18 protein-coding genes are annotated in these 18,571 nt (G+C 73.0%); 15 read left to right on the top strand and 3 right to left on the bottom strand.

The window, feature by feature from the left end; translation table 11 throughout:
- The first annotated feature begins 20 nt into the window (after positions 1-20).
- A complete protein-coding gene (gene thiD / locus AB0L45_RS28325) occupies positions 21-812 on the top strand; it encodes a bifunctional hydroxymethylpyrimidine kinase/phosphomethylpyrimidine kinase (protein WP_365844772.1) in 792 nt (263 codons plus the stop codon).
- A 129-nt stretch (positions 813-941) separates the two neighbouring features.
- Here thiD and rpmB read toward each other — a convergent pair whose 3' ends face one another.
- Positions 942-1,127: a 50S ribosomal protein L28 gene (rpmB, locus tag AB0L45_RS28320; RefSeq protein WP_003984695.1), complete on the bottom strand. Its 186-nt coding sequence runs from the start codon at positions 1,125-1,127 to the stop codon at positions 942-944.
- A gap of 262 nt (positions 1,128-1,389) precedes the next feature.
- Between rpmB and AB0L45_RS28315 the strand changes: the two genes are divergently transcribed.
- From AB0L45_RS28315 to mutM, 9 genes are all read left to right on the top strand, one after another.
- Entirely contained in the window at positions 1,390-3,129 is a 1,740-nt protein-coding gene (locus AB0L45_RS28315) for a DAK2 domain-containing protein (protein ID WP_365844769.1), read from the top strand.
- Positions 3,130-3,252: 123 nt separating this feature from the next.
- Positions 3,253-5,466, top strand: a complete 2,214-nt coding sequence (recG, locus tag AB0L45_RS28310) for an ATP-dependent DNA helicase RecG (RefSeq protein WP_365844766.1) — start codon at positions 3,253-3,255, stop codon at positions 5,464-5,466.
- A 154-nt stretch (positions 5,467-5,620) separates the two neighbouring features.
- Positions 5,621-6,205 carry a 16S rRNA (guanine(966)-N(2))-methyltransferase RsmD gene (gene rsmD, locus AB0L45_RS28305; protein ID WP_365844764.1) on the top strand — a complete coding sequence of 195 codons (585 nt, stop codon included), beginning with the start codon at positions 5,621-5,623 and terminating at the stop codon, positions 6,203-6,205.
- A gap of 26 nt (positions 6,206-6,231) precedes the next feature.
- Complete coding sequence (gene coaD, locus AB0L45_RS28300) at positions 6,232-6,711, top strand: pantetheine-phosphate adenylyltransferase (protein ID WP_365844762.1); 480 nt, start codon at positions 6,232-6,234, stop codon at positions 6,709-6,711.
- A 97-nt stretch (positions 6,712-6,808) separates the two neighbouring features.
- Positions 6,809-7,900, top strand: a complete 1,092-nt coding sequence (locus AB0L45_RS28295) for a cell division initiation protein (protein WP_365844838.1) — start codon at positions 6,809-6,811, stop codon at positions 7,898-7,900.
- Between the two features lie 128 nt (positions 7,901-8,028).
- Positions 8,029-8,658, top strand: coding sequence for a YceD family protein (locus AB0L45_RS28290; RefSeq protein WP_365844836.1), 630 nt, complete (start codon positions 8,029-8,031; stop codon positions 8,656-8,658).
- Between the two features lie 2 nt (positions 8,659-8,660).
- Positions 8,661-8,834 carry a 50S ribosomal protein L32 gene (gene rpmF / locus AB0L45_RS28285; protein WP_003951102.1) on the top strand — a complete coding sequence of 58 codons (174 nt, stop codon included), beginning with the start codon at positions 8,661-8,663 and terminating at the stop codon, positions 8,832-8,834.
- A gap of 19 nt (positions 8,835-8,853) precedes the next feature.
- Positions 8,854-9,681, top strand: coding sequence for a ribonuclease III (rnc, locus tag AB0L45_RS28280; protein WP_365844760.1), 828 nt, complete (start codon positions 8,854-8,856; stop codon positions 9,679-9,681).
- Positions 9,682-9,974: 293 nt separating this feature from the next.
- Complete coding sequence (mutM, locus tag AB0L45_RS28275; RefSeq protein WP_365844758.1) at positions 9,975-10,835, top strand: bifunctional DNA-formamidopyrimidine glycosylase/DNA-(apurinic or apyrimidinic site) lyase; 861 nt, start codon at positions 9,975-9,977, stop codon at positions 10,833-10,835.
- Between the two features lie 193 nt (positions 10,836-11,028).
- Here mutM and AB0L45_RS28270 read toward each other — a convergent pair whose 3' ends face one another.
- Positions 11,029-11,454 (bottom strand): helix-turn-helix domain-containing protein, encoded by a 426-nt coding sequence (locus AB0L45_RS28270; protein ID WP_365844755.1) that lies wholly within the window; start codon positions 11,452-11,454, stop codon positions 11,029-11,031.
- A 122-nt stretch (positions 11,455-11,576) separates the two neighbouring features.
- On the opposite strand from AB0L45_RS28270, the gene AB0L45_RS28265 reads away from it, so the two are divergent.
- On the top strand, positions 11,577-12,185 hold the full coding sequence (locus AB0L45_RS28265; RefSeq protein ID WP_365844752.1) for a flavodoxin family protein: 609 nt from the start codon (positions 11,577-11,579) through the stop codon (positions 12,183-12,185).
- 182 nt (positions 12,186-12,367) lie between these two features.
- Positions 12,368-12,598, top strand: coding sequence for a hypothetical protein (locus AB0L45_RS28260; RefSeq protein WP_365844750.1), 231 nt, complete (start codon positions 12,368-12,370; stop codon positions 12,596-12,598).
- 25 nt (positions 12,599-12,623) lie between these two features.
- Here AB0L45_RS28260 and AB0L45_RS28255 read toward each other — a convergent pair whose 3' ends face one another.
- Positions 12,624-13,577: a CAP domain-containing protein gene (locus AB0L45_RS28255; RefSeq protein ID WP_365844748.1), complete on the bottom strand. Its 954-nt coding sequence runs from the start codon at positions 13,575-13,577 to the stop codon at positions 12,624-12,626.
- A gap of 135 nt (positions 13,578-13,712) precedes the next feature.
- On the opposite strand from AB0L45_RS28255, the gene AB0L45_RS28250 reads away from it, so the two are divergent.
- From AB0L45_RS28250 to smc, 3 genes are all read left to right on the top strand, one after another.
- Positions 13,713-13,994 carry an acylphosphatase gene (locus tag AB0L45_RS28250; RefSeq protein ID WP_031007255.1) on the top strand — a complete coding sequence of 94 codons (282 nt, stop codon included), beginning with the start codon at positions 13,713-13,715 and terminating at the stop codon, positions 13,992-13,994.
- Between the two features lie 380 nt (positions 13,995-14,374).
- A complete protein-coding gene (locus AB0L45_RS28245) occupies positions 14,375-14,581 on the top strand; it encodes a hypothetical protein (protein ID WP_361145746.1) in 207 nt (68 codons plus the stop codon).
- Positions 14,582-14,876: 295 nt separating this feature from the next.
- Positions 14,877-18,428 (top strand): chromosome segregation protein SMC, encoded by a 3,552-nt coding sequence (gene smc / locus AB0L45_RS28240; RefSeq protein WP_365844745.1) that lies wholly within the window; start codon positions 14,877-14,879, stop codon positions 18,426-18,428.
- The last annotated feature ends 143 nt before the right edge of the window (positions 18,429-18,571 follow it).

The following is an 18,571-nucleotide window of genomic DNA, read 5'->3' as shown; positions in this document are numbered from 1 at the left end:
CCACCGGTAGATTCGCCGGTATGCGTACCCCTCCACGCGTCCTGACCGTCGCCGGGTCCGACTCCGGCGGCGGCGCGGGCATCCAGGCCGACCTGAAGACGATGCTGGCGCTCGGCACGCACGGCATGAGCGTGCTGACCGCCGTCACCGCACAGAATTCGCTGGGTGTGCAGGGCGCGTGGGAGCTGCCCGCCGAGGCCGTACGGGCCCAGTTCCGCAGCGTCGTGGACGACATCGGCGTCCAGGCCGTCAAGACCGGGATGCTCTCCTCACCGGAACTGGTCGAGACGGTCGCGGACCTGCTCGCCGGGGTGTCCGCGCCGGTCGTCGTGGACCCGGTCGGCGTCTCCAAGCACGGCGACGCGCTGCTCGCCGCCTCCGCGCTGGACGCGGTGCGTACGCGACTGCTGCCCACCGCCACCCTCGCCACCCCCAACCTGGACGAGGTCGCCCAGCTCACGGGCGTACGGGTGGCGGGCGAGAAGGACCTGCCGCGGGCCGCCGCCGCGGTCCTCGGTTTCGGGCCGCGCTGGGCGCTGATCAAGGGCGGCCACCTGGCGGGCGACGCCGTCGACCTGCTCACCGACGGCTCCGAGGAACACTGGCTGCGCGCGCCCCGGCACGACAACCGCCACACCCACGGGACCGGCTGCACCCTCGCCAGCGCCGTCGCCGCCCGGCTCGCGCGGGGGGACACCGTCCCGGAGGCCGTGGCGGCGGCGAAGGAGTACGTCACCGGAGCCATCGCGGGCGGCTTCCGCCTGGGGGCGGGGATCGGGCCGGTGGATCATGGGTGGCGGATGCGGGGGTAGGGAGGCGTCCGGAGCCCATCGCCCAGCACACCGGGCTCCGGGCCCCGGGCTCCGGGCAAGGCAAAAAGCCGGTCCACCGAGGTGGACCGGCTTTCAGGCAACCGGCGGGGCTGCGCTACGACTAGGACGTCAGCGCGAGACCTTGCCGGCCTTGATGCACGAGGTGCAGACGTTGAGCCGCTTCGGCGTGCGCCCGATGACCGCGCGCACCGTCTGGATGTTGGGGTTCCAACGACGGTTGGTACGGCGGTGCGAGTGGGAAACGCTCTTGCCGAAGCCCGGCCCCTTGCCGCAGACGTCGCAGTTGGCAGCCACGGGTCACTCCAAAGACTTCAGATGCACTTACGGTGAATCCCGACGAGCGGAGTGCATTGAACCGACCCGATTCGTCAGGAGAGGAATGGCCCGATTCGCATCGGGCAACCGGAGCAGCATACAACGACCGCTCCCGTAGAACGAAACTACCATGACCGCCCGGGCCCCCGCCCCGGCCGCCGGGCCTCCGCGCGACTACTGTGCGGTGGATCGCATGACCGAGCCGAGCCCGCGACGGGCCGCTGGCCGAGGAGGACGAACGGTGCCGCACCCGCTCGACGCCGATGCGGTACGCACCTGGTGCGCCCTCGCGCTCCAGGCCCTGGGCCGCGAGCGCGAGCGGATCGACGCGATCAACGTCTATCCCGTGGCCGACGGGGACACCGGCACCAATCTCTACCTGACCGTGGAGTCCGCGGCCCGCGCGGTCGAGGCCGCCTTCGACGGGCACGGCGCCTCGGGCACCGCGCCGGGCCTGGCCGACGCCGTCGGCGCCATGGCGCACGGGGCCCTGATCGGCGCCCGCGGCAACTCCGGCACGATCCTCGCCCAGCTCCTGCGGGGGATGGCGGAGATCCTGGGGGACGGGAACGGGGCCGGGCACGGGCACGGGGACGGTGAGGCGGACGGCGCCCAGGGCCCGGCGGCGACGCTGAAGCGCGCGCTGCGGCGGGCGGCCGAGTCCACGTACGAGGCGGTGGCGCACCCCGTCGAAGGCACCGTGCTCACGGTCGCCACGATGGCTGCCCAGGCGGCGGAGCGGGCCGACGGCACCCCGGCGGCGGTCGCACGGGCCGCGTACGAAGGCGCACGGGCCGCTCTGGAGGAGACGCCGGGGCAGCTGGCCGTCCTGGGCCGGGCGGGCGTCGTGGACGCGGGAGGCTGCGGCCTGGTCGCCCTGCTGGGCGCGCTGGCGGGCGCCCTCTCCGGGGAGGTGCCCACGGCGGCGATCACCGTACGGCCGGACGCCCCCGTACCGGTGGCAGGCGGCTGCCAGGAGGTGGACGGGCGGGCCCCCGAGGGGCGGCACCCGGGCGGCGCGGATCCGGGCGACGCGGGTCCGGACGACGCGGACCCGGACGGGCCCGCCTTCGAAGTGATCTACCTCCTGGAGGCCGACGACGCCGCCGTCGCCCGGCTGCGCACCCGGCTGGACGGCCTCGGGGACTCCCTGGTCGTCGTCGGCGGGGACGGACTGTGGAACGTGCACGTCCATGTGGACGACGCGGGCGCCGCCGTCGAGGCGGGCATCGAGGCGGGCCGCCCGTACCGCATCCGCATCACCCACTTCGGCGCGGCCGAAGGCGGCCGGGCCCCGCGCCGCCGCGAGCCGGAGCCGGTGGCGCGCGCCGTGGTGGCCGTGGTGCCGGGCGACGGGCTCGCCGGACTGTGTGCGGAGGCCGGCGCGACCGCCGTGACCGTACGCCCCGGGGAGCCGCCCGCCAGCGGTGAGCTGGTGCAGGCGATCCGCCAGGCGAACGCCCGCGAAGTGATGCTGCTGCCCAACGACCCCGAACTGCGGCACACCGCGGCGGCCGCGGCCGAGCAGGCCCGTACCGAAGGCGTACGGGTCGCCCTCATCCCCACCCGCGCCGCCGTCCAGGGCATCGCCGCGCTGGCCGTGCACGAGCCCGCCCGCAGCTTCGACGAGGACGTGGTGGCCATGACCTCGGCCGCCGGCGCCACCCGCTACGCGGAGCTGGCCGTCGCCGAACGGCAGTCCTGGACGATGGCCGGTGTCTGCCAGGCCGGGGACGTCCTCGGGCTGATCGACGGGGACGTGGTGGTGATCGGCGCCGACCTGGCCGCGACCGCGGTGACCGTACTGGACCGGATGCTCTCGGCCGGCGGGGAAATGGTGACGCTCGTGCTGGGCGCCGATTTCCCCGATTCCCTCGCGGAGCGCCTGGAAAGGCACGTACGCGAGCGCCACCTGGCCGTGGACACCGTCGTCTACGAAGGCGGGCAGCGGGGCGCGCCCCTGCTCATCGGCGTCGAATGACGCGGACCGCGCGTCGCACACGGCGGGACGGCCCGGAAGGCATTCCGGAAAACCGGCCGGGAAAGCCCGCCTGACCGGCGGAATTCCGGGGCCTGCCGCCGGTTGTCAGTGGCGTGGTGTGCAATGGTCACCGTGTCCGCGCTCGACGAACCCCTGAAGAAGATTCTCGGTGGCACCACCGCCAAGGTGATGGCCGAGCATCTCGGTCTGCACACGGTCGGCGATCTGCTCCACCACTATCCGCGCAGATACGCGGAGCGCGGTGAGCTGACCCGCCTCTCCGACCTGCCGCTGGACGAACACGTCACGGTCGTCGCGCGGGTCGCGGACGCCCGCGTGCTGAAGTTCAACAACGGCCGCGGCCAGCGCCTGGAGGTGTCCCTCACCGACGGCAGCGGCCGGCTCCAGCTCGTCTTCTTCGGCAAGGGCATCCACAAACCGCACAAGGACCTGCTGCCCGGCCGCCGCGCGATGTTCGCGGGCAAGGTCTCGGTCTTCAACCGCAAGCTCCAGCTGGCCCACCCCGAGTACGCGCTGCTGGACGGCGAGGGCGGCGAGGAGGCGGTGGACGCCTTCGCGGGCCGCCTCATGCCGATCTACCCGGCCTGCCAGCAGATGGCCTCCTGGAAGATCACCAAGGCCGTCGACGCGGTGCTGCCCAGCGTCCGCGAAGCACTCGACCCGCTGCCGGAGGCGCTGCGCGCCGGCCGCGCCCTGCTGCCCCTCCCGGACGCCCTGGAAAAGGTCCACCGCCCGCGCACGAAAGCCGACATCGAGGACGCCCGCTCCCGCCTGAAGTGGGACGAGGCGTTCGTCCTCCAGGTGGCCCTGGCCCGCCGCCGCCTGGCGGAGACCCAACTCCCCGCCACCCCGCGCCCGTTGACCCCCGGCGGCCTGCTCGACGCCTTCGACGCGAAGCTCCCCTTCACCCTCACCGAAGGCCAGCAGAAGGTCAGCCGGGAGATCTTCGGGGATCTGGCGACCGACCATCCGATGCACCGGCTTCTCCAGGGGGAGGTGGGCAGCGGAAAGACCCTGGTCGCCCTCCGCGCCATGCTCGCCGTCGTGGACACCGGCGGGCAGGCGGCGATGCTCGCGCCCACGGAGGTGCTGGCCCAGCAGCATCACCGGTCCATCACCGAGATGATGGGGGAGCTGGCCGAAGGGGGGATGCTCGGCGGTGCCGAGCACGGCACGAAGGTGGTGCTGCTGACGGGGTCGATGGGCGCCGCCGCCCGCCGGCAGGCGCTGCTGGACCTCGTCACGGGCGAGGCCGGGATCGTCATCGGTACCCACGCGCTGATCGAGGACAAGGTCCAGTTCCACGACCTGGGCCTGGTCGTCGTCGACGAGCAGCACCGCTTCGGGGTGGAGCAGCGCGACGCGCTGCGCGGCAAGGGCAAGCAGCCGCCGCACCTCCTCGTCATGACGGCGACCCCCATTCCCCGTACGGTCGCGATGACCGTCTTCGGTGACCTGGAGACCTCCGTACTGGACCAGCTCCCCGCCGGGCGCTCGCCGATCGCCAGCCATGTCGTGCCCGCCAAGGACAAGCCGCACTTCCTGGCGCGGGCCTGGGAACGGGTGCGCGAGGAGGTCGAGTCGGGCCACCAGGCGTACGTGGTCTGTCCGCGCATCGGCGACGAGGACGACGCGCCGAAGGGCAAGGGCGCCAAGAAGAAGTCCGCGGAGGAGGCGGGGGACGGCGGGGGAGAGGACAAGCGGCCCCCGCTGGCCGTCCTGGAGGTCGCCGAGCAGCTCACGAAGGGCCCGCTGGCCGGGCTGCGCGTCGAGGTGCTGCACGGCCGGATGCATCCGGACGACAAGGACGCGGTGATGCGCCGGTTCGCGGCCGGCGAGGTGGACGCGCTGGTGGCGACCACCGTCATCGAGGTCGGGGTGAACGTCCCCAACGCCACCGCCATGGTGATCATGGACGCGGACCGGTTCGGCGTCTCCCAGCTGCACCAGCTGCGCGGCCGGGTCGGCCGCGGCTCGGCCCCCGGCCTGTGCCTGCTGGTCAGCGAAATGCCCGAGGCCAGCCCCGCGCGGGCCCGGCTCGCCGCGGTGGCCGGCACCCTCGACGGCTTCGAGCTGTCCCGTATCGACCTGGAGCAGCGCCGCGAGGGCGACGTCCTCGGCCAGGCCCAGTCCGGCGCCCGTACGTCCCTGCGGATGCTCGCCGTCATCGAGGACGAGCAGGTCATCGAGGCCGCCCGGGAGGAGGCCACCTCGGTGGTCGCCGCCGACCCGGAGCTGACCGGCTACCCGGAGCTGCGCATCGCCCTCCAGGCGCTGCTGGACGCCGAGCGCGAGCAGTATCTCGACAAGGGGTGACGAGCGGATCCGACAGGGGCGACGAGCCGTGTCCCGACAGGGCTGACGGGCAGCGGGGCCGGGCCGGGCGGCCCGGCAGCGTCCGACGCCATATCGTGGGGGAGTGGTCCGCGCAGGCGGGCCGCCCCACCCGCAGCGCGAAGGACCGAGACCCATGACCCGCGTGATCGCCGGCACGGCCGGCGGCCGGCGCCTGGCCGTGCCCCCCGGCACCGGCACCCGACCGACCTCCGACCGGGCGCGCGAGGGCCTGTTCTCCACCTGGGAGTCGCTGGACGGCCCGCTGGCCGGCGCCCGGGTGCTCGACCTGTACGGCGGCTCCGGCGCCGTGGGCCTGGAGGCGCTGTCCCGCGGCGCCGCGCACGTCCTGCTGGTCGAGGCCGACGCCCGCGCCGTCCGCACCATCCGCGACAACGTCCGCACCCTCGGCCTGCCGGGCGCCGAGGTGCGGGCCGGCAAGGCCGAGCAGGTGGCCGCGGGTCCGGCCCCGGAGGAGCCGTACGACGTGCTCTTCCTGGACCCGCCGTACGCCGTCACCGACGACGATCTTGGGGAGATCCTGCTCACACTCCTCCGGCGGGGCTGGTGTGCCGAGGAGGCACTCGTCACCGTGGAGCGCAGCACCAGAGGCGGTCCGTTCCCCTGGCCTGCCGGGTTCGAGGCCATCCGGTCCCGGCGCTACGGCGAGGGGACGCTTTGGTACGGTCGCGCCGCTTCGACGTGCGACAACGCGTCATGACCGGACCGGAGAGCGAGGAACCTCAGTTGCGCCGCGCAGTCTGTCCGGGGTCGTTCGACCCCATCACCAACGGGCACCTGGACATCATTGCCCGGGCCTCCCGGCTCTATGACGTCGTACACGTCACCGTCATGATCAACCAGGCCAAGAAGGGCCTCTTCTCGGTCGACGAGCGGATCGACCTGATCCGCCAGGCCACCGCCGAGTACGGCAACGTCCAGGTCGAGTCCTTCCACGGCCTGCTCGTCGACTTCTGCAAGCAGCGCGACATCCCCGCCATCGTCAAGGGGCTGCGGGCGGTCAGCGACTTCGACTACGAGCTGCAGATGGCCCAGATGAACAACGGTCTCTCCGGCATCGAGACCCTCTTCATCCCCACCAGCCCCACCTACAGCTTCCTCTCGTCCAGCCTGGTCAAGGAGGTCGCGGCATGGGGCGGCGACGTCTCCCACCTCGTACCGCCCTTCGTCCTGGAAGAGCTGACGAAACGGCTGGGCGCCAAGTGAGCCGCTGACCACCCGTCAGCAGGTGTCGGTGCGGGGCCCTGTGGACGTACAGTCGTCCCCGTTCCGTCGTACCGACCCGGAAAGTGGCGAGTCCAAGGTGGACGTGCAGAAGAAGCTCGACGAGATCGTCCGGACCGTCGGCAGCGCCCGGTCCATGCCCATGTCGGCCTCGTGCGTGGTCAACCGCGCCGAGCTGCTCGCCATGCTGGAGGAGGTGCGCGCCGCCCTGCCCGGGTCGCTCGCACAGGCGCAGGAGGTGCTCGGCGACCGCGCGCAGATGGTCGAGGAGGCCCGTGCCGAGGCGGAGCGGATCATCGAGTCCGCCAACGCCCACCGCGGCTCGCTGATCTCCGACACCGAGGTGGCCCGGCAGTCCCAGGCCGAGGCCGACCGGATCCTGGCCGAGGCCCGCCGGGAGGCCGAGGAGATCCGCGCCGAGGCGGACGACTACGTGGACAGCAAACTGGCCAACTTCGAGGTCGTCCTCACCAAGACCATCGGCTCGGTCGACCGCGGCCGCGAGAAGCTGCTCGGCCGCGCCCCGGGCGAAGGCGGCCACCAGGACGAGGACGGCATCCAGGCGCCCGAGCCCAGCGCCGACCCGCAGACGCTCAAGGACCGCGCCGACCGGTACGTGGACGCCAAGTTCGGCGCCTTCGAAGCCGTCCTGACCAAGACCCTGGAAGCCGTCGGCCGCGGCCGGCAGAAACTCCAGGGGGTCCGGCCGACGGACGAGCTGGGCGGCCTCGCCGCACCGGCCGACGGCCGGCACCCGGTGCACACCGGCGACGCCGAGTACCTCGCGGGCCTCGCCGAGCTGGCCGACCCCGTACCGCCGCAGCCGCAGGTCCCGCCGCAGCCCACCGTGCCGCCCCAGGCGCAGCCCGAGGACCGGCAGGACTACTACACCGGCCAGGGCTACCCGCAGCAGGACGCCTACGGCTACCCGCAGGCCCCGTACGCGCAGCAGGACCCGTACGGCTACGGCTGGCAGGACCCGCAGACGCAGCAGCACCCGCACGAGCAGCCCTACGACCCGAGCGCGGCCTACCTCCAGCAGGCGCAGCTTCCCGGGCAGGCCCCCGCCGGGCGGGCGGCGCAGCCCGCCGCGCTGGACGAGACCAGCCTCTTCGACACGAGCATGATCGATCTCGACCGGCTGCGGCAGTACGAGGAGGGGCGGCAGTAGCGGATTGGGCCTATCGGGACCGTTCCAGTATCCTGGCTCTTCGGTCGCGTGTACGTCCGCGATCTCTGCTGCCCGGTCGCCTCTCGGTGACGGGGCGGCTCGTACGTCAGCGTAGAAAGCAGGAAGCCATCAACGCCCGCCTCGACCACCGTTCCCCGCTCGTGTTCGACACGCGCGATCTGGGACGACGTCCCGGCGCGCTGCAGCGGCTCTCCCGCACCGTCGAGGCCCCCCGGGACCTCGGCAACGAGGTCATCGGCGTGCCCGAGGGCGCGCCGGTGGAACTCGACTTCCGCCTGGAGTCCGTCATGGACGGGGTGCTTGTCACAGGTACCGCCCGTGCATCGCTCCAGGGGGAGTGCGTAAGGTGTCTGGAGCCGCTGGAGCGCGAGCTCGCAGCGGACTTCCAGGAGATGTTCGCCTACCCCGACGCCGACGCCAGGAACCGCACCGCGGAGCCCGGCGACGACGCCGAGGAAGAGGAGGACACTCTCTTCCTCGAGGACGACCTGTTCGACCTCGAACCCGTGCTGCGTGATGCGGTGGTGCTCGCACTGCCGATGCAGCCGGTGTGCCAGGACGACTGCCCGGGCCTGTGCTCCCAGTGCGGAGAGCGGCTCGCGGACGACCCGGACCACCACCACGACGCCGTCGACATCCGTTGGGCGGCACTGCAGGGACTCGCCACCGGCCCGGACGGCGAGAAGGACAACATGAGCGGCGCCGAAGCGGGCGTCGACGAGAAGCAGGAGAAGTAGCCGTGGCTGTTCCGAAGCGGAAGATGTCGCGCAGCAACACGCGCCACCGCCGGTCGCAGTGGAAGGCTGCGGTCCCCACCCTGGTGGCGTGCGAGCGCTGCCACGAGCCGAAGCAGCAGCACATCGCGTGCCCGAGCTGCGGCACCTACAACAAGCGACAGGTCCTCGAGGTCTGATCGGCTGGTGACAGGCTCTATGTCAGACGCCCCTACGTCACCCCGCAAGCGCGGGGCCGACACGGCAACGGCGGACACGGCCTCGTCCCACACGCTTCTGGAAGGGCGGCTCGGGTACCACCTCGAGTCCGCCCTTCTGGTGCGTGCGCTGACGCACCGCTCGTACGCGTACGAGAACGGCGGCCTGCCCACCAACGAGCGGCTGGAGTTCCTCGGGGACTCGGTGCTCGGCCTGGTGGTCACGGACACGCTGTACCGCACCCACCCCGACCTGCCCGAAGGCCAGCTGGCCAAGCTGCGGGCCGCGGTGGTCAACTCGCGCGCGCTCGCCGAGGTGGGCCGCGGCCTCGACCTCGGCGCCTTCATCCGCCTCGGCCGGGGCGAAGAGGGCACCGGCGGCCGGAACAAGGCATCCATCCTGGCCGACACCCTCGAAGCGGTGATCGGCGCGGTCTATCTCGACCAGGGCCTCGACGCGGCCGGCGAGCTGGTGCACCGGCTCTTCGACCCGCTCATCGAGAAGTCGGCCGGCCTGGGCGCCGGCCTGGACTGGAAGACCAGCCTCCAGGAACTGACCGCGACCGAAGGTCTCGGCGTCCCGGAGTACGTGGTCAGCGAGACCGGTCCGGACCACGAGAAGACCTTCACTGCTGCTGCCCGCGTCGGTGGTGTCTCGTACGGCACCGGCACCGGCCGCAGCAAGAAGGAAGCCGAGCAGCAGGCGGCGGAGTCCGCCTGGCGGGCGATCCGCGCGGCGGCGGACGAAGCGGCCGAGAAGGCCGCGGACGCGCCGCCGGCCGGGGAGCCCGTGGTTCCCCCGGCCGGGGAGCCGCCCGTCTCCGGCTGAACCCGCAGTGTTCGTCACTCCCGGTCGTCCGCCCCGTGCAGGGGAGGGCGGCCGGGCAGTGCTTTACGGGGGTGCACGGGGCGTACGGGGCCGCCGTCGCGTCCGGCGTGGGGCTGTCCCGTACCGCGCGTACGTCGCGTCCGGTGTGGGCTGCCCCGTGCCACCCGTGCATCGCGTCCGGTGTGGGCTGCCCCGTACTACCCGTACACACCCGTACCGCCCGTACACCCGTACCGCATCCGCACCGTGCCCTCCCGCGTCGCGCGGCGGGGCGCCCCATGACGAGGAGAGCCGTGCCCGAGCTGCCCGAGGTCGAGGTCGTACGCCGTGGACTGGAGCGCTGGGTACGGGGCCGGACCGTCGACGCCGTCGAGGTCCTGCACCCGCGGGCGGTCCGCCGGCACACCGCCGGGGCCGTCGACTTCGCCACCCGACTGAAGGGGCAGCGGATCGGCGAGGCCCGGCGCCGCGGCAAGTACCTGTGGCTGCCGGTCACCGACGGCCTGTCCGTCCTCGCCCACCTGGGCATGAGCGGGCAGCTCCTGGTCCAGCCGCAGGACGCGCCCGACGAGAAGCACCTGCGGGTCCGCTTCACCTTCGACGACGACGCCGGCACCGAGCTGCGCTTCGTCGACCAGCGCACCTTCGGCGGGCTGTCGCTGCACGACGCCGTGCCCGGCGACCTCGAAGGGCTGCCCGACGTCATCGCGCACATCGCCCGTGACCCGCTCGACCCGGCCTTCGACGACGCCGCCTTCCACGACGCGCTGCGCCGCCGCCGGACCACCGTCAAGCGCGCGCTGCTGGACCAGTCGCTGATCAGCGGCGTCGGCAACATCTACGCCGACGAGGCGCTGTGGCGCTCCCGGCTGCACTACGACCGCCCGACCGCCACCCTGACCCGCCCCCGCACCACCGAACTCCTCGGCCACATCCGCGACGTGATGACCGCCGCGCTCGCCGTGGGCGGCACCAGCTTCGACAGCCTCTACGTCAACGTCAACGGGGAGTCGGGCTACTTCGAACGGTCGCTGGACGCGTACGGGCGCGAGGACGAGCCGTGCCGGCGCTGCGGTACGGCGATGCGCCGCCGCCCCTGGATGAACCGTTCCAGCTACTTCTGCCCACGCTGCCAGCGACCGCCCCGCCCGTGACCCGCACCGGGCACTCGCCGCGCCCGAGCCCGTATCCGGCACCCGCCGCGCCCGTGACCCGCACCGGGCGCTCGCCGCGCCCGAATCCGTATCCGGCACCCGCCGCGCCCGTAGCCCGCACCGGGCACTCGCCGCGCCCGAGCCCGTATCTGGCACCCGCCGCGCCCGTAGCCCGCACCGGGCACCCGCCGCCTCAGGCGTCCGCGCGCGCCGCGTCGTAGCGCTCCCGCGCCGCCAGTACCTCCGGCATCCGGTTCTCCACCAGCTCGATGAGCCCCAGCAGCCGCTCGGCCACCTCGCGCCCCAGCGGCGTCAGCGCGTAGTCCACCCGTGGCGGGTTGGTCTGCTGGGCCTCGCGGTGGACCAGCCCGTCGCGCTCCAGGGCGTGCAGGGTCTGGGACAGCATCTTCTCGCTGACCCCGTCGACCTGCCGCCGCAATTCGTTGAAGCGGAACGTGCCCTGGTGCAGCGCGCCCAGCGTCAGGCCGCCCCACCGGTCGGTGACGTGCTTGAGGGTGTCGCGCGACGGACACGTGCGCGCGAAGACGTTGAACGCCTCCTCCGCCCCCGCCTCCGTCCCGCACGCCGGAACCTCCTGCGGGCTGCCGTGATTCGCCATACGCCAAGCCTACTCCCGCACAGCGCTAGCTCATCGATTGCGCTTTCTTTTAGTTAGTGCTTTCCTTTGGTCATCGGACCGCGCCGCACCCCGCCGCGCGGCACACACGGAGGAGCCCTCCCATGTCCACGCCCGCCCCCGCCGCCACCCCCGTCGTCGCCGTCGCGTACCACTCCGGCTACGGCCACACCGCGGTGCTCGCCGAGGCCGTACGCGCCGGCGCCGCCGATGCCGGCGCGACCGTTCACCTGATCAAGGTCGACGAGATCACCGAGGCCCAGTGGGATCTGCTCGACGCCGCCGACGCGATCGTCTTCGGCTCGCCGACCTACATGGGCACCGCGTCCGGCGCCTTCCACGTCTTCGCCGAGGCCACCGCCAAGCGCTGGGCGACCCGCGCCTGGCAGGACAAGCTCGCGGCGGGCTTCACCAACTCCGCCTCCAAGAGCGGCGACAAGCTGCACACCCTGCAGTTCTTCTCCGTGCTGGCCGCCCAGCACGGCATGCACTGGGTCAACCTCGGCCTGCTGCCCGGCTGGAACGCCACCACCGCCTCCGAGAACGACCTCAACCGCCTCGGCTTCTTCCTGGGCGCCGCCGCGCAGACCGACAACGACCGCGGCCCCGACGGTGTCCACAAGGCCGACGTCGCGACCGCCGAACACCTCGGCCGCCGCGTCGCCGGTCAGGCCGCGCTCTTCGCCGCCGGCCGCGCCGCCGTCGCCGCCTGACAGGGCCGCCGGTGCCGGGCGCTCGCGGGTGCGGCGCGCGCCCGCCCCGCGCGCTCCGCCCCGGACATGCCGTCCGTACGCGGGGACACGTACACGCCGACCCACCCGCATACGCGTGCTTTCGTACGGATGGAGATGCGACCCTGTAGCCAGGGGGCCATACCTTCGGAGGTTGGGATCCGATGGCGACGAGTATGCATCTGGTCTGGAGCTCGGCGGCGCCCGGCAGCGTCGTGTACGAGACACACGCGATCGAGGTGGTCGAAGAGGGCGGCGTACACGGCGAGGTCGTCAGCCGGCGGCACGAGGTGACGGTGCGCAGCCGCGCCCACGCCGAGGAGATCGCCGCCGAACACGACTTCGAGCTCTACCGCGACGGCGAGGAGTGGGAGAGCCTTCCGGAGGAGGGCTGAGCCGGCGCCCGTGGCACCGTCCGGGTCAGAACCCGAAGTCCTGCGTCCACCACGGGCCGCCCGGGCCGAAGTGCGCTCCGACCCCCAGGGTCTTGTACTCGCAGTTGAGGATGTTGGCGCGGTGGCCGGAGCTGTGCATCCAGGTGTCCATCACCGCGCGGGCGTCGGCCTGGCCGCGGGCTATGTTCTCGCCGCCCATGGTGGCTATGCCCGCTTCCTCGGCCCGGTCCCAGGGGCTGCGTCCGTCCGGGTCGGTGTGGTCGAAGAAGCCGCGGCGCGCCATGTCGGCGCTGAAGTTGCGGGCCAGGGCGCCCAGTTCGCGGTCGGCGGTCACCGGTGAGCAGCCCGCCTTCGCGCGCTCCTGGTTGACCAGGGTCACCACCTGCGACTCGGCGTCCGAGGGCGTGGTGCCCGGCGCGGCGGAGGCGGACGGGGTGCGCTTCGGGGGCGCGGGGGTGGTGGGCGTACGGTCCGGGCGCTGCGTACGGTCCCGGCCGGCGCCGGTGTCCGCGTCGGTACCGGTGTCGCCCGCGGGCGTGGCCGACTGCCGGGGGACCGGAGTGGCCGAAGGGGGCGCGGACGACGTGGGGCGCGCGCGGTCCGGGATGTCCGGGCGGGGCTCACCGCGGCTGGCCTGGCCGGTGCCGCGGTCCGTGGGCGTCGCGGACGCCGTCTCGCGCGCCGGCGGGTGCGGCAGGGAGTCGGCGCGCACCCGTTCGCCGGAGCCGCCGTTGCCGCCCCAGTCGTACGGGCTGCCGCCGGGCAGCAGGCCCGAGGCGACGGCGACCGCGCCCATCGCCACGGCGGCCGAAGCGCCGAGCAGTCCGGTGCGGACCGGGGCGCTGCGGCGGTCGCGCGCGGGGCGGGGGCCGCGGTGCCGGCCGGAGTGCGGGGGCGGTGCGGAGGCCGGGGTTCCGGCCTGGTCCGGGGCTCCGGGGGCTGCGGGCGATGCGGGAGCGGAGCGTCGATGGCGGCCCATCCACTGCCTTCCTTCTGTCCACACGAACGTCAACGTGTCTCACTCGTAAGGGTGAGTCTCGTTGCCGGGCGACTGTACGCCATGACGTGTGGGGCCGATGTGCCCGACGAGCAATTGGCCGGTTAACGTGCAGACATGAACGAAGATGTCCGCCTGACCGCCTGGGTGCGCGGCCGGGTCCAAGGGGTCGGTTTCCGGTGGTTCACGCGGGCCAACGCGCTGCGCATCGGCGGCCTCGTGGGGTTCGCCCTCAATCTGGAGGACGGGCGGGTCCAGGTCGTCGCCGAGGGGCCGCGTGAGCGGTGCGAGGAACTGCTGGAGTGGCTGCGTACCGGCGACACGCCCGGACGGGTCGAGGGTGTGGGTGAGATCTGGGACACGCCGCGGGGCGGTTACGACGGGTTCGCGATCCGCTGACCCGTGCGGGGCGCGGTATCCGGGAACCGGACGGCGGGCCGGTTTCGCGTGTCCCCGTCAGATGCACAATGCAGTCATGACCTGGTGGTTGCCAACTCGGCCGACCCGTGCAAGGCTGCCGCTGTAAGGATGATCTCCACGCCCCCGAGGCGCTTTTCTGGGGAGCCGGTCCGGCGTTGCCGCGGCCGCGGGCTCCCGGGCGCCCAAGGATACGGGGCGTGATCGTGTTGACCCTCAAACCTTTTGGTGAGACTCTGGAAGCCCCGCGCACCTTAGCTGTTTGGCATTGAGTTCGCAGGACAATGACAAGCACCGCGGGTGCGAATCCCTCACGACCCACACCGCTTCGGTCGGTCACTCAGTGTGGAGGACCATCCATCATGGCAAAGGCGCTTCTCGGTTACGTCGGCGGCTCCGACCCCCGAGTCCTCTCCGAGATGCGACGGCTTCAGCAGCGCGTCCAGGACCTCGAATCCGAACTCATCCGGATGCAGGCCGAAAACGACATGCTGTCCGCTGCCGCACGTCACGACGACTCGATGCTTGAGGGCATCGACGTACCCCAGGCGGAGCCCGCGCTCACCTGACCCCATCCCCCGGGGCCGACGGGCTGTACCGCCAGCCGCTTGAGGCACCGCTAGCAAGATCTTCAAGGGACGCTTCGGCGTCCCTTCGTCGTTTCCGCTCGCTTTTCTCTTCGGTCCCCGGGTGACCCTCACCGTCTGATGTGCCCTGCACCTTCAGCAACGAAACCGAAATCGCACAGCCGCCGGGAGAGCGGACGCCGCGGACACCGCCCGGCATTGCGCGTCCGGCCGGGTGCGCCGGGGCCCTCGTGCCGGGGCGGTCCCCGGCGGGGGCCGGGCGGTAGAGTCCAACGGCGTGCATCTCAAGAGCCTGACACTGCGAGGATTCAAATCCTTCGCCTCCGCCACGACACTGCGCTTCGAACCCGGCATCACCTGTGTCGTGGGCCCCAACGGGTCGGGCAAGTCCAACGTCGTCGACGCCCTGTCCTGGGTCATGGGCGAGCAGGGCGCCAAGTCGCTGCGCGGCGGCAAGATGGAAGACGTGATCTTCGCCGGGACGACCGGCCGGCCGCCGCTCGGCCGCGCCGAGGTCTCGCTGACCATCGACAACAGCGACGGCGCGCTGCCCATCGAGTACGCCGAGGTCACCATCACGCGGACGATGTTCCGCAACGGCGGCAGCGAGTACCAGCTCAACGGCGACACCTGCCGCCTGCTGGACATCCAGGAACTGCTGTCGGACTCCGGCATCGGCCGGGAGATGCACGTCATCGTCGGTCAGGGCCAGCTCGACTCCGTCCTGCACGCCGACCCCATGGGGCGCCGCGCCTTCATCGAGGAGGCCGCCGGTGTCCTCAAGCACCGCAAGCGCAAGGAGAAGGCGCTGCGGAAGCTGGAGGCGATGAAGGCGAACCTGGCCCGCGTCCAGGACCTCACCGACGAGCTGCGGCGCCAGCTCAAGCCGCTGGGCCGGCAGGCCGCCGTCGCCCGCCGCGCCGCCGTCATCCAGGCCGACCTGCGCGACGCCCGGCTGCGGCTGCTCGCCGACGACCTGGTGGCGCTGCGCGAGGCGCTACGCGCGGAGATCGCCGACGAGGCCGCACTCAAGCAGCGCAAGGAGACCGCCGAGCAGCGCCTGAAGGAGGCCACCCGGCGCGAGGCCGCCCTGGAGGAGGAGGTACGGACGCTGACGCCACGCCTCCAGCGGGCCCAGCAGACGTACTACGAGCTGTCGCAGCTCGCCGAGCGCGTGCGCGGCACCGTCTCGCTGGCCGACGCGCGCGTCAAGAGCGCCACGGCTGCCCCGCCGGAGGAACGCCGCGGCCGCGACCCGGAGGACCTGGAACGGGAGGCGGCCCGGGTCCGCGAGCAGGAGGCCGAGCTGGAAGCCGCGCTGGAGGCGGCGAGCCGGGCCCTGGAGGACACCGCGGAGCACCGTGCCGAGCTGGAGCGGCAGCTCCAGGACGAGGAGCGGCGGCTGCGGGACGCGGCGCGCGCCATGGCGGACCGCCGGGAGGGGCTGGCCCGGCTGCACGGGCAGGTCACCGCCGCGCGCGGCCGGGCGGCGTCGGCCCAGGCGGAGATCGGGCGGCTGGTCGCGGCCAGGGACGAGGCGCGCCGGCGCGCGGCCGACGCCCAGGAGCAGTACGAGACGCTCAAGGCCGAGGTGGACGGGCTGGACGCGGACGACGCCGACCTGGCGCGGCAGCACGAGGCCGCGAAGCAGGACCTGGCCGACGCGGAGGCCGCGCTGAGCGCCGCGCGCGACGCGCTGACGGCCGCGGAGCGGCAGCGCGCGGCGGTCTCCGCCCGCCACGAAGCGCTCGCCCTCGGGCTGCGCCGCAAGGACGGGACCGGAGCGCTGCTCGGCGCGGCCGGCCGGCTGACCGGCCTCCTCGGCCCGGCCGCCGAACTGCTGACCGTCACCCCGGGCCACGAGGTACCGGTGGCGGCGGCGCTCGGCGCGGCGGCGGACGCCGTGGCGGTGGCCGACCCGGCGACGGCCGCCGAAGCGATTCGCCTCCTGCGCAAGGAGGACGCCGGACGTGCGGCCATGGTGCTGGGCGCGGGGCCGGAGCCGGACCGCCCCGTGGACTCCGGAGGCCTGCCGCTCGCGGCCGAACTGGTCCAGGGACCGGAGGAGTTGATGCGCTCCGTACGGTGGCTGCTGCGCGGCGCAGTGGTCGTCGGCACGCTGGAGGACGCCGAGGAACTGGTCGCGTCCCGGCCGGACCTGACGGCGGTGACCGCAGAAGGCGACGTCCTCGGAGCCCACTTCGCACAGGGCGGATCGGCCGGCGCGCCGAGCCTGCTGGAGGTGCAGGCATCCGTCGACGAGGCCGCCGCCGAGGCCGCCGAACTGGGCGGACGCTGCGAGCAGCTGACCGCCGCTCAGGAGGCGGCACGGCAGCGGCGGGACGCCTGCGCCCGCCTGGCCGAGGAGGCGGGGGAGCGGCGGCGCGCCGCCGACCGCGAGAAGTCCCGCGTCGCCGGGGACCTGGGCCGGCTCGGCGGCCAGGCGCGCGGCGCCGCTGACGAGGCGGAGCGTTCGGCCGCCGCCGCGGCGCGGGCCGAGGAAGCGCTCGAACGGGCGACCGAGGAGGCCGAGGAGCTGGCCGCGCGGCTGGCGGTGGCCGAGGAGGAGCCCGGCGACGAGGAACCCGACACCTCCGTACGGGACCGGCTGGCCGCGGACGGCGCCAACGCGCGGCAGACGGAGATGGAGGCCCGCCTCCAGGTCCGTACCCACGAGGAGCGGGTCAAGGGCCTCGCGGGCCGGGCCGACGGTCTGGACCGCGCGGCGCGGGCCGAACGCGAGGCACGGGCCCGCGCCGAGCAGCGGCGCGCCCGGGCCCGCCACGAGGCGGCGGTGGCGTCCGCGGTCGCCTCCGGGGCGCGGCAGCTGCTGGCGCACGTCGAGGTCTCGGTCGTCCGGGCCGAGCAGGAGCGGCTGGCCGCGGAGCTGGCCAAGCAGGAGCGCGAGCAGGCGCTGGTGGCCGAGCGCAACGCGAGCCGGGACCTGAAGGGCGAGCTGGACAAGCTGACGGACTCGGTGCACCGCGGTGAGGTGCTGGGCGCCGAGAAGCGGATGCGCATCGAGCAGTTGGAGGCCAAGGCCCTGGAGGAGCTGGGGGTCGAGCCCGCTGCCCTGGTGGCCGAGTACGGCCCCGACCAGCCCGTACCGCCGTCCCCCGCCGCGCAGGGCGAGGAGCTGCCGGAGGACCCGGAGCACCCGCGCAACCGGCCGGTGGCCTACGTACGGGCCGAGCAGGAGAAGCGGCTCAAGGCCGCCGAGCGGGCGTATCAGCAGCTCGGGAAGGTGAACCCGCTGGCATTGGAGGAGTTCGCGGCGCTGGAGGAGCGGCACCAGTTCCTCAGCGAGCAGCTTGAAGACTTGAAGAAGACCCGGACGGACCTGCTGCGGGTGGTCAAGGAGGTCGACGAGCGCGTCGAGCAGGTCTTCACCGAGGCGTTCCACGACACGGCCAGGGAGTTCGAGGGCGTGTTCGCGCGGCTGTTCCCGGGCGGTGAGGGGCGGCTGGTGCTGACCGACCCGGACAACATGCTCACCACGGGCCTGGACGTGGAGGCCCGCCCGCCGGGCAAGAAGGTCAAGCGGCTGTCGCTGCTGTCGGGCGGTGAGCGTTCGCTGACCGCGGTGGCCCTGCTGGTCTCGATCTTCAAGGCGCGCCCCAGCCCGTTCTACGTGATGGACGAGGTCGAGGCGGCGCTCGACGACACCAACCTGCAGCGGCTGATCGGGATCATGGAGGAGCTCCAGGAGAGCTCCCAGCTGATCGTGATCACGCACCAGAAGCGGACCATGGAGGTCGCCGACGCGCTCTACGGGGTGTCGATGCAGGGCGACGGCGTCTCGAAGGTGATCAGCCAGCGGCTGCGCTGAGGGCGGCCGGGTAACCGGTGCGCGGCGGGGTAACCGGTGTGACATACACGATTGCTACGGCCCGCTACGGTTCATAACTTGAACGCATTGCCCCGGAAGCTGCGCCGAAACAAATTCATCACGACCTATTGACTTCGAAACTT

Source organism: Streptomyces sp. NPDC052496, from assembly GCF_040679095.1.
Classification (GTDB): domain Bacteria; phylum Actinomycetota; class Actinomycetes; order Streptomycetales; family Streptomycetaceae; genus Streptomyces.
This window is presented reverse-complemented; position numbering and strand designations above follow the sequence as displayed.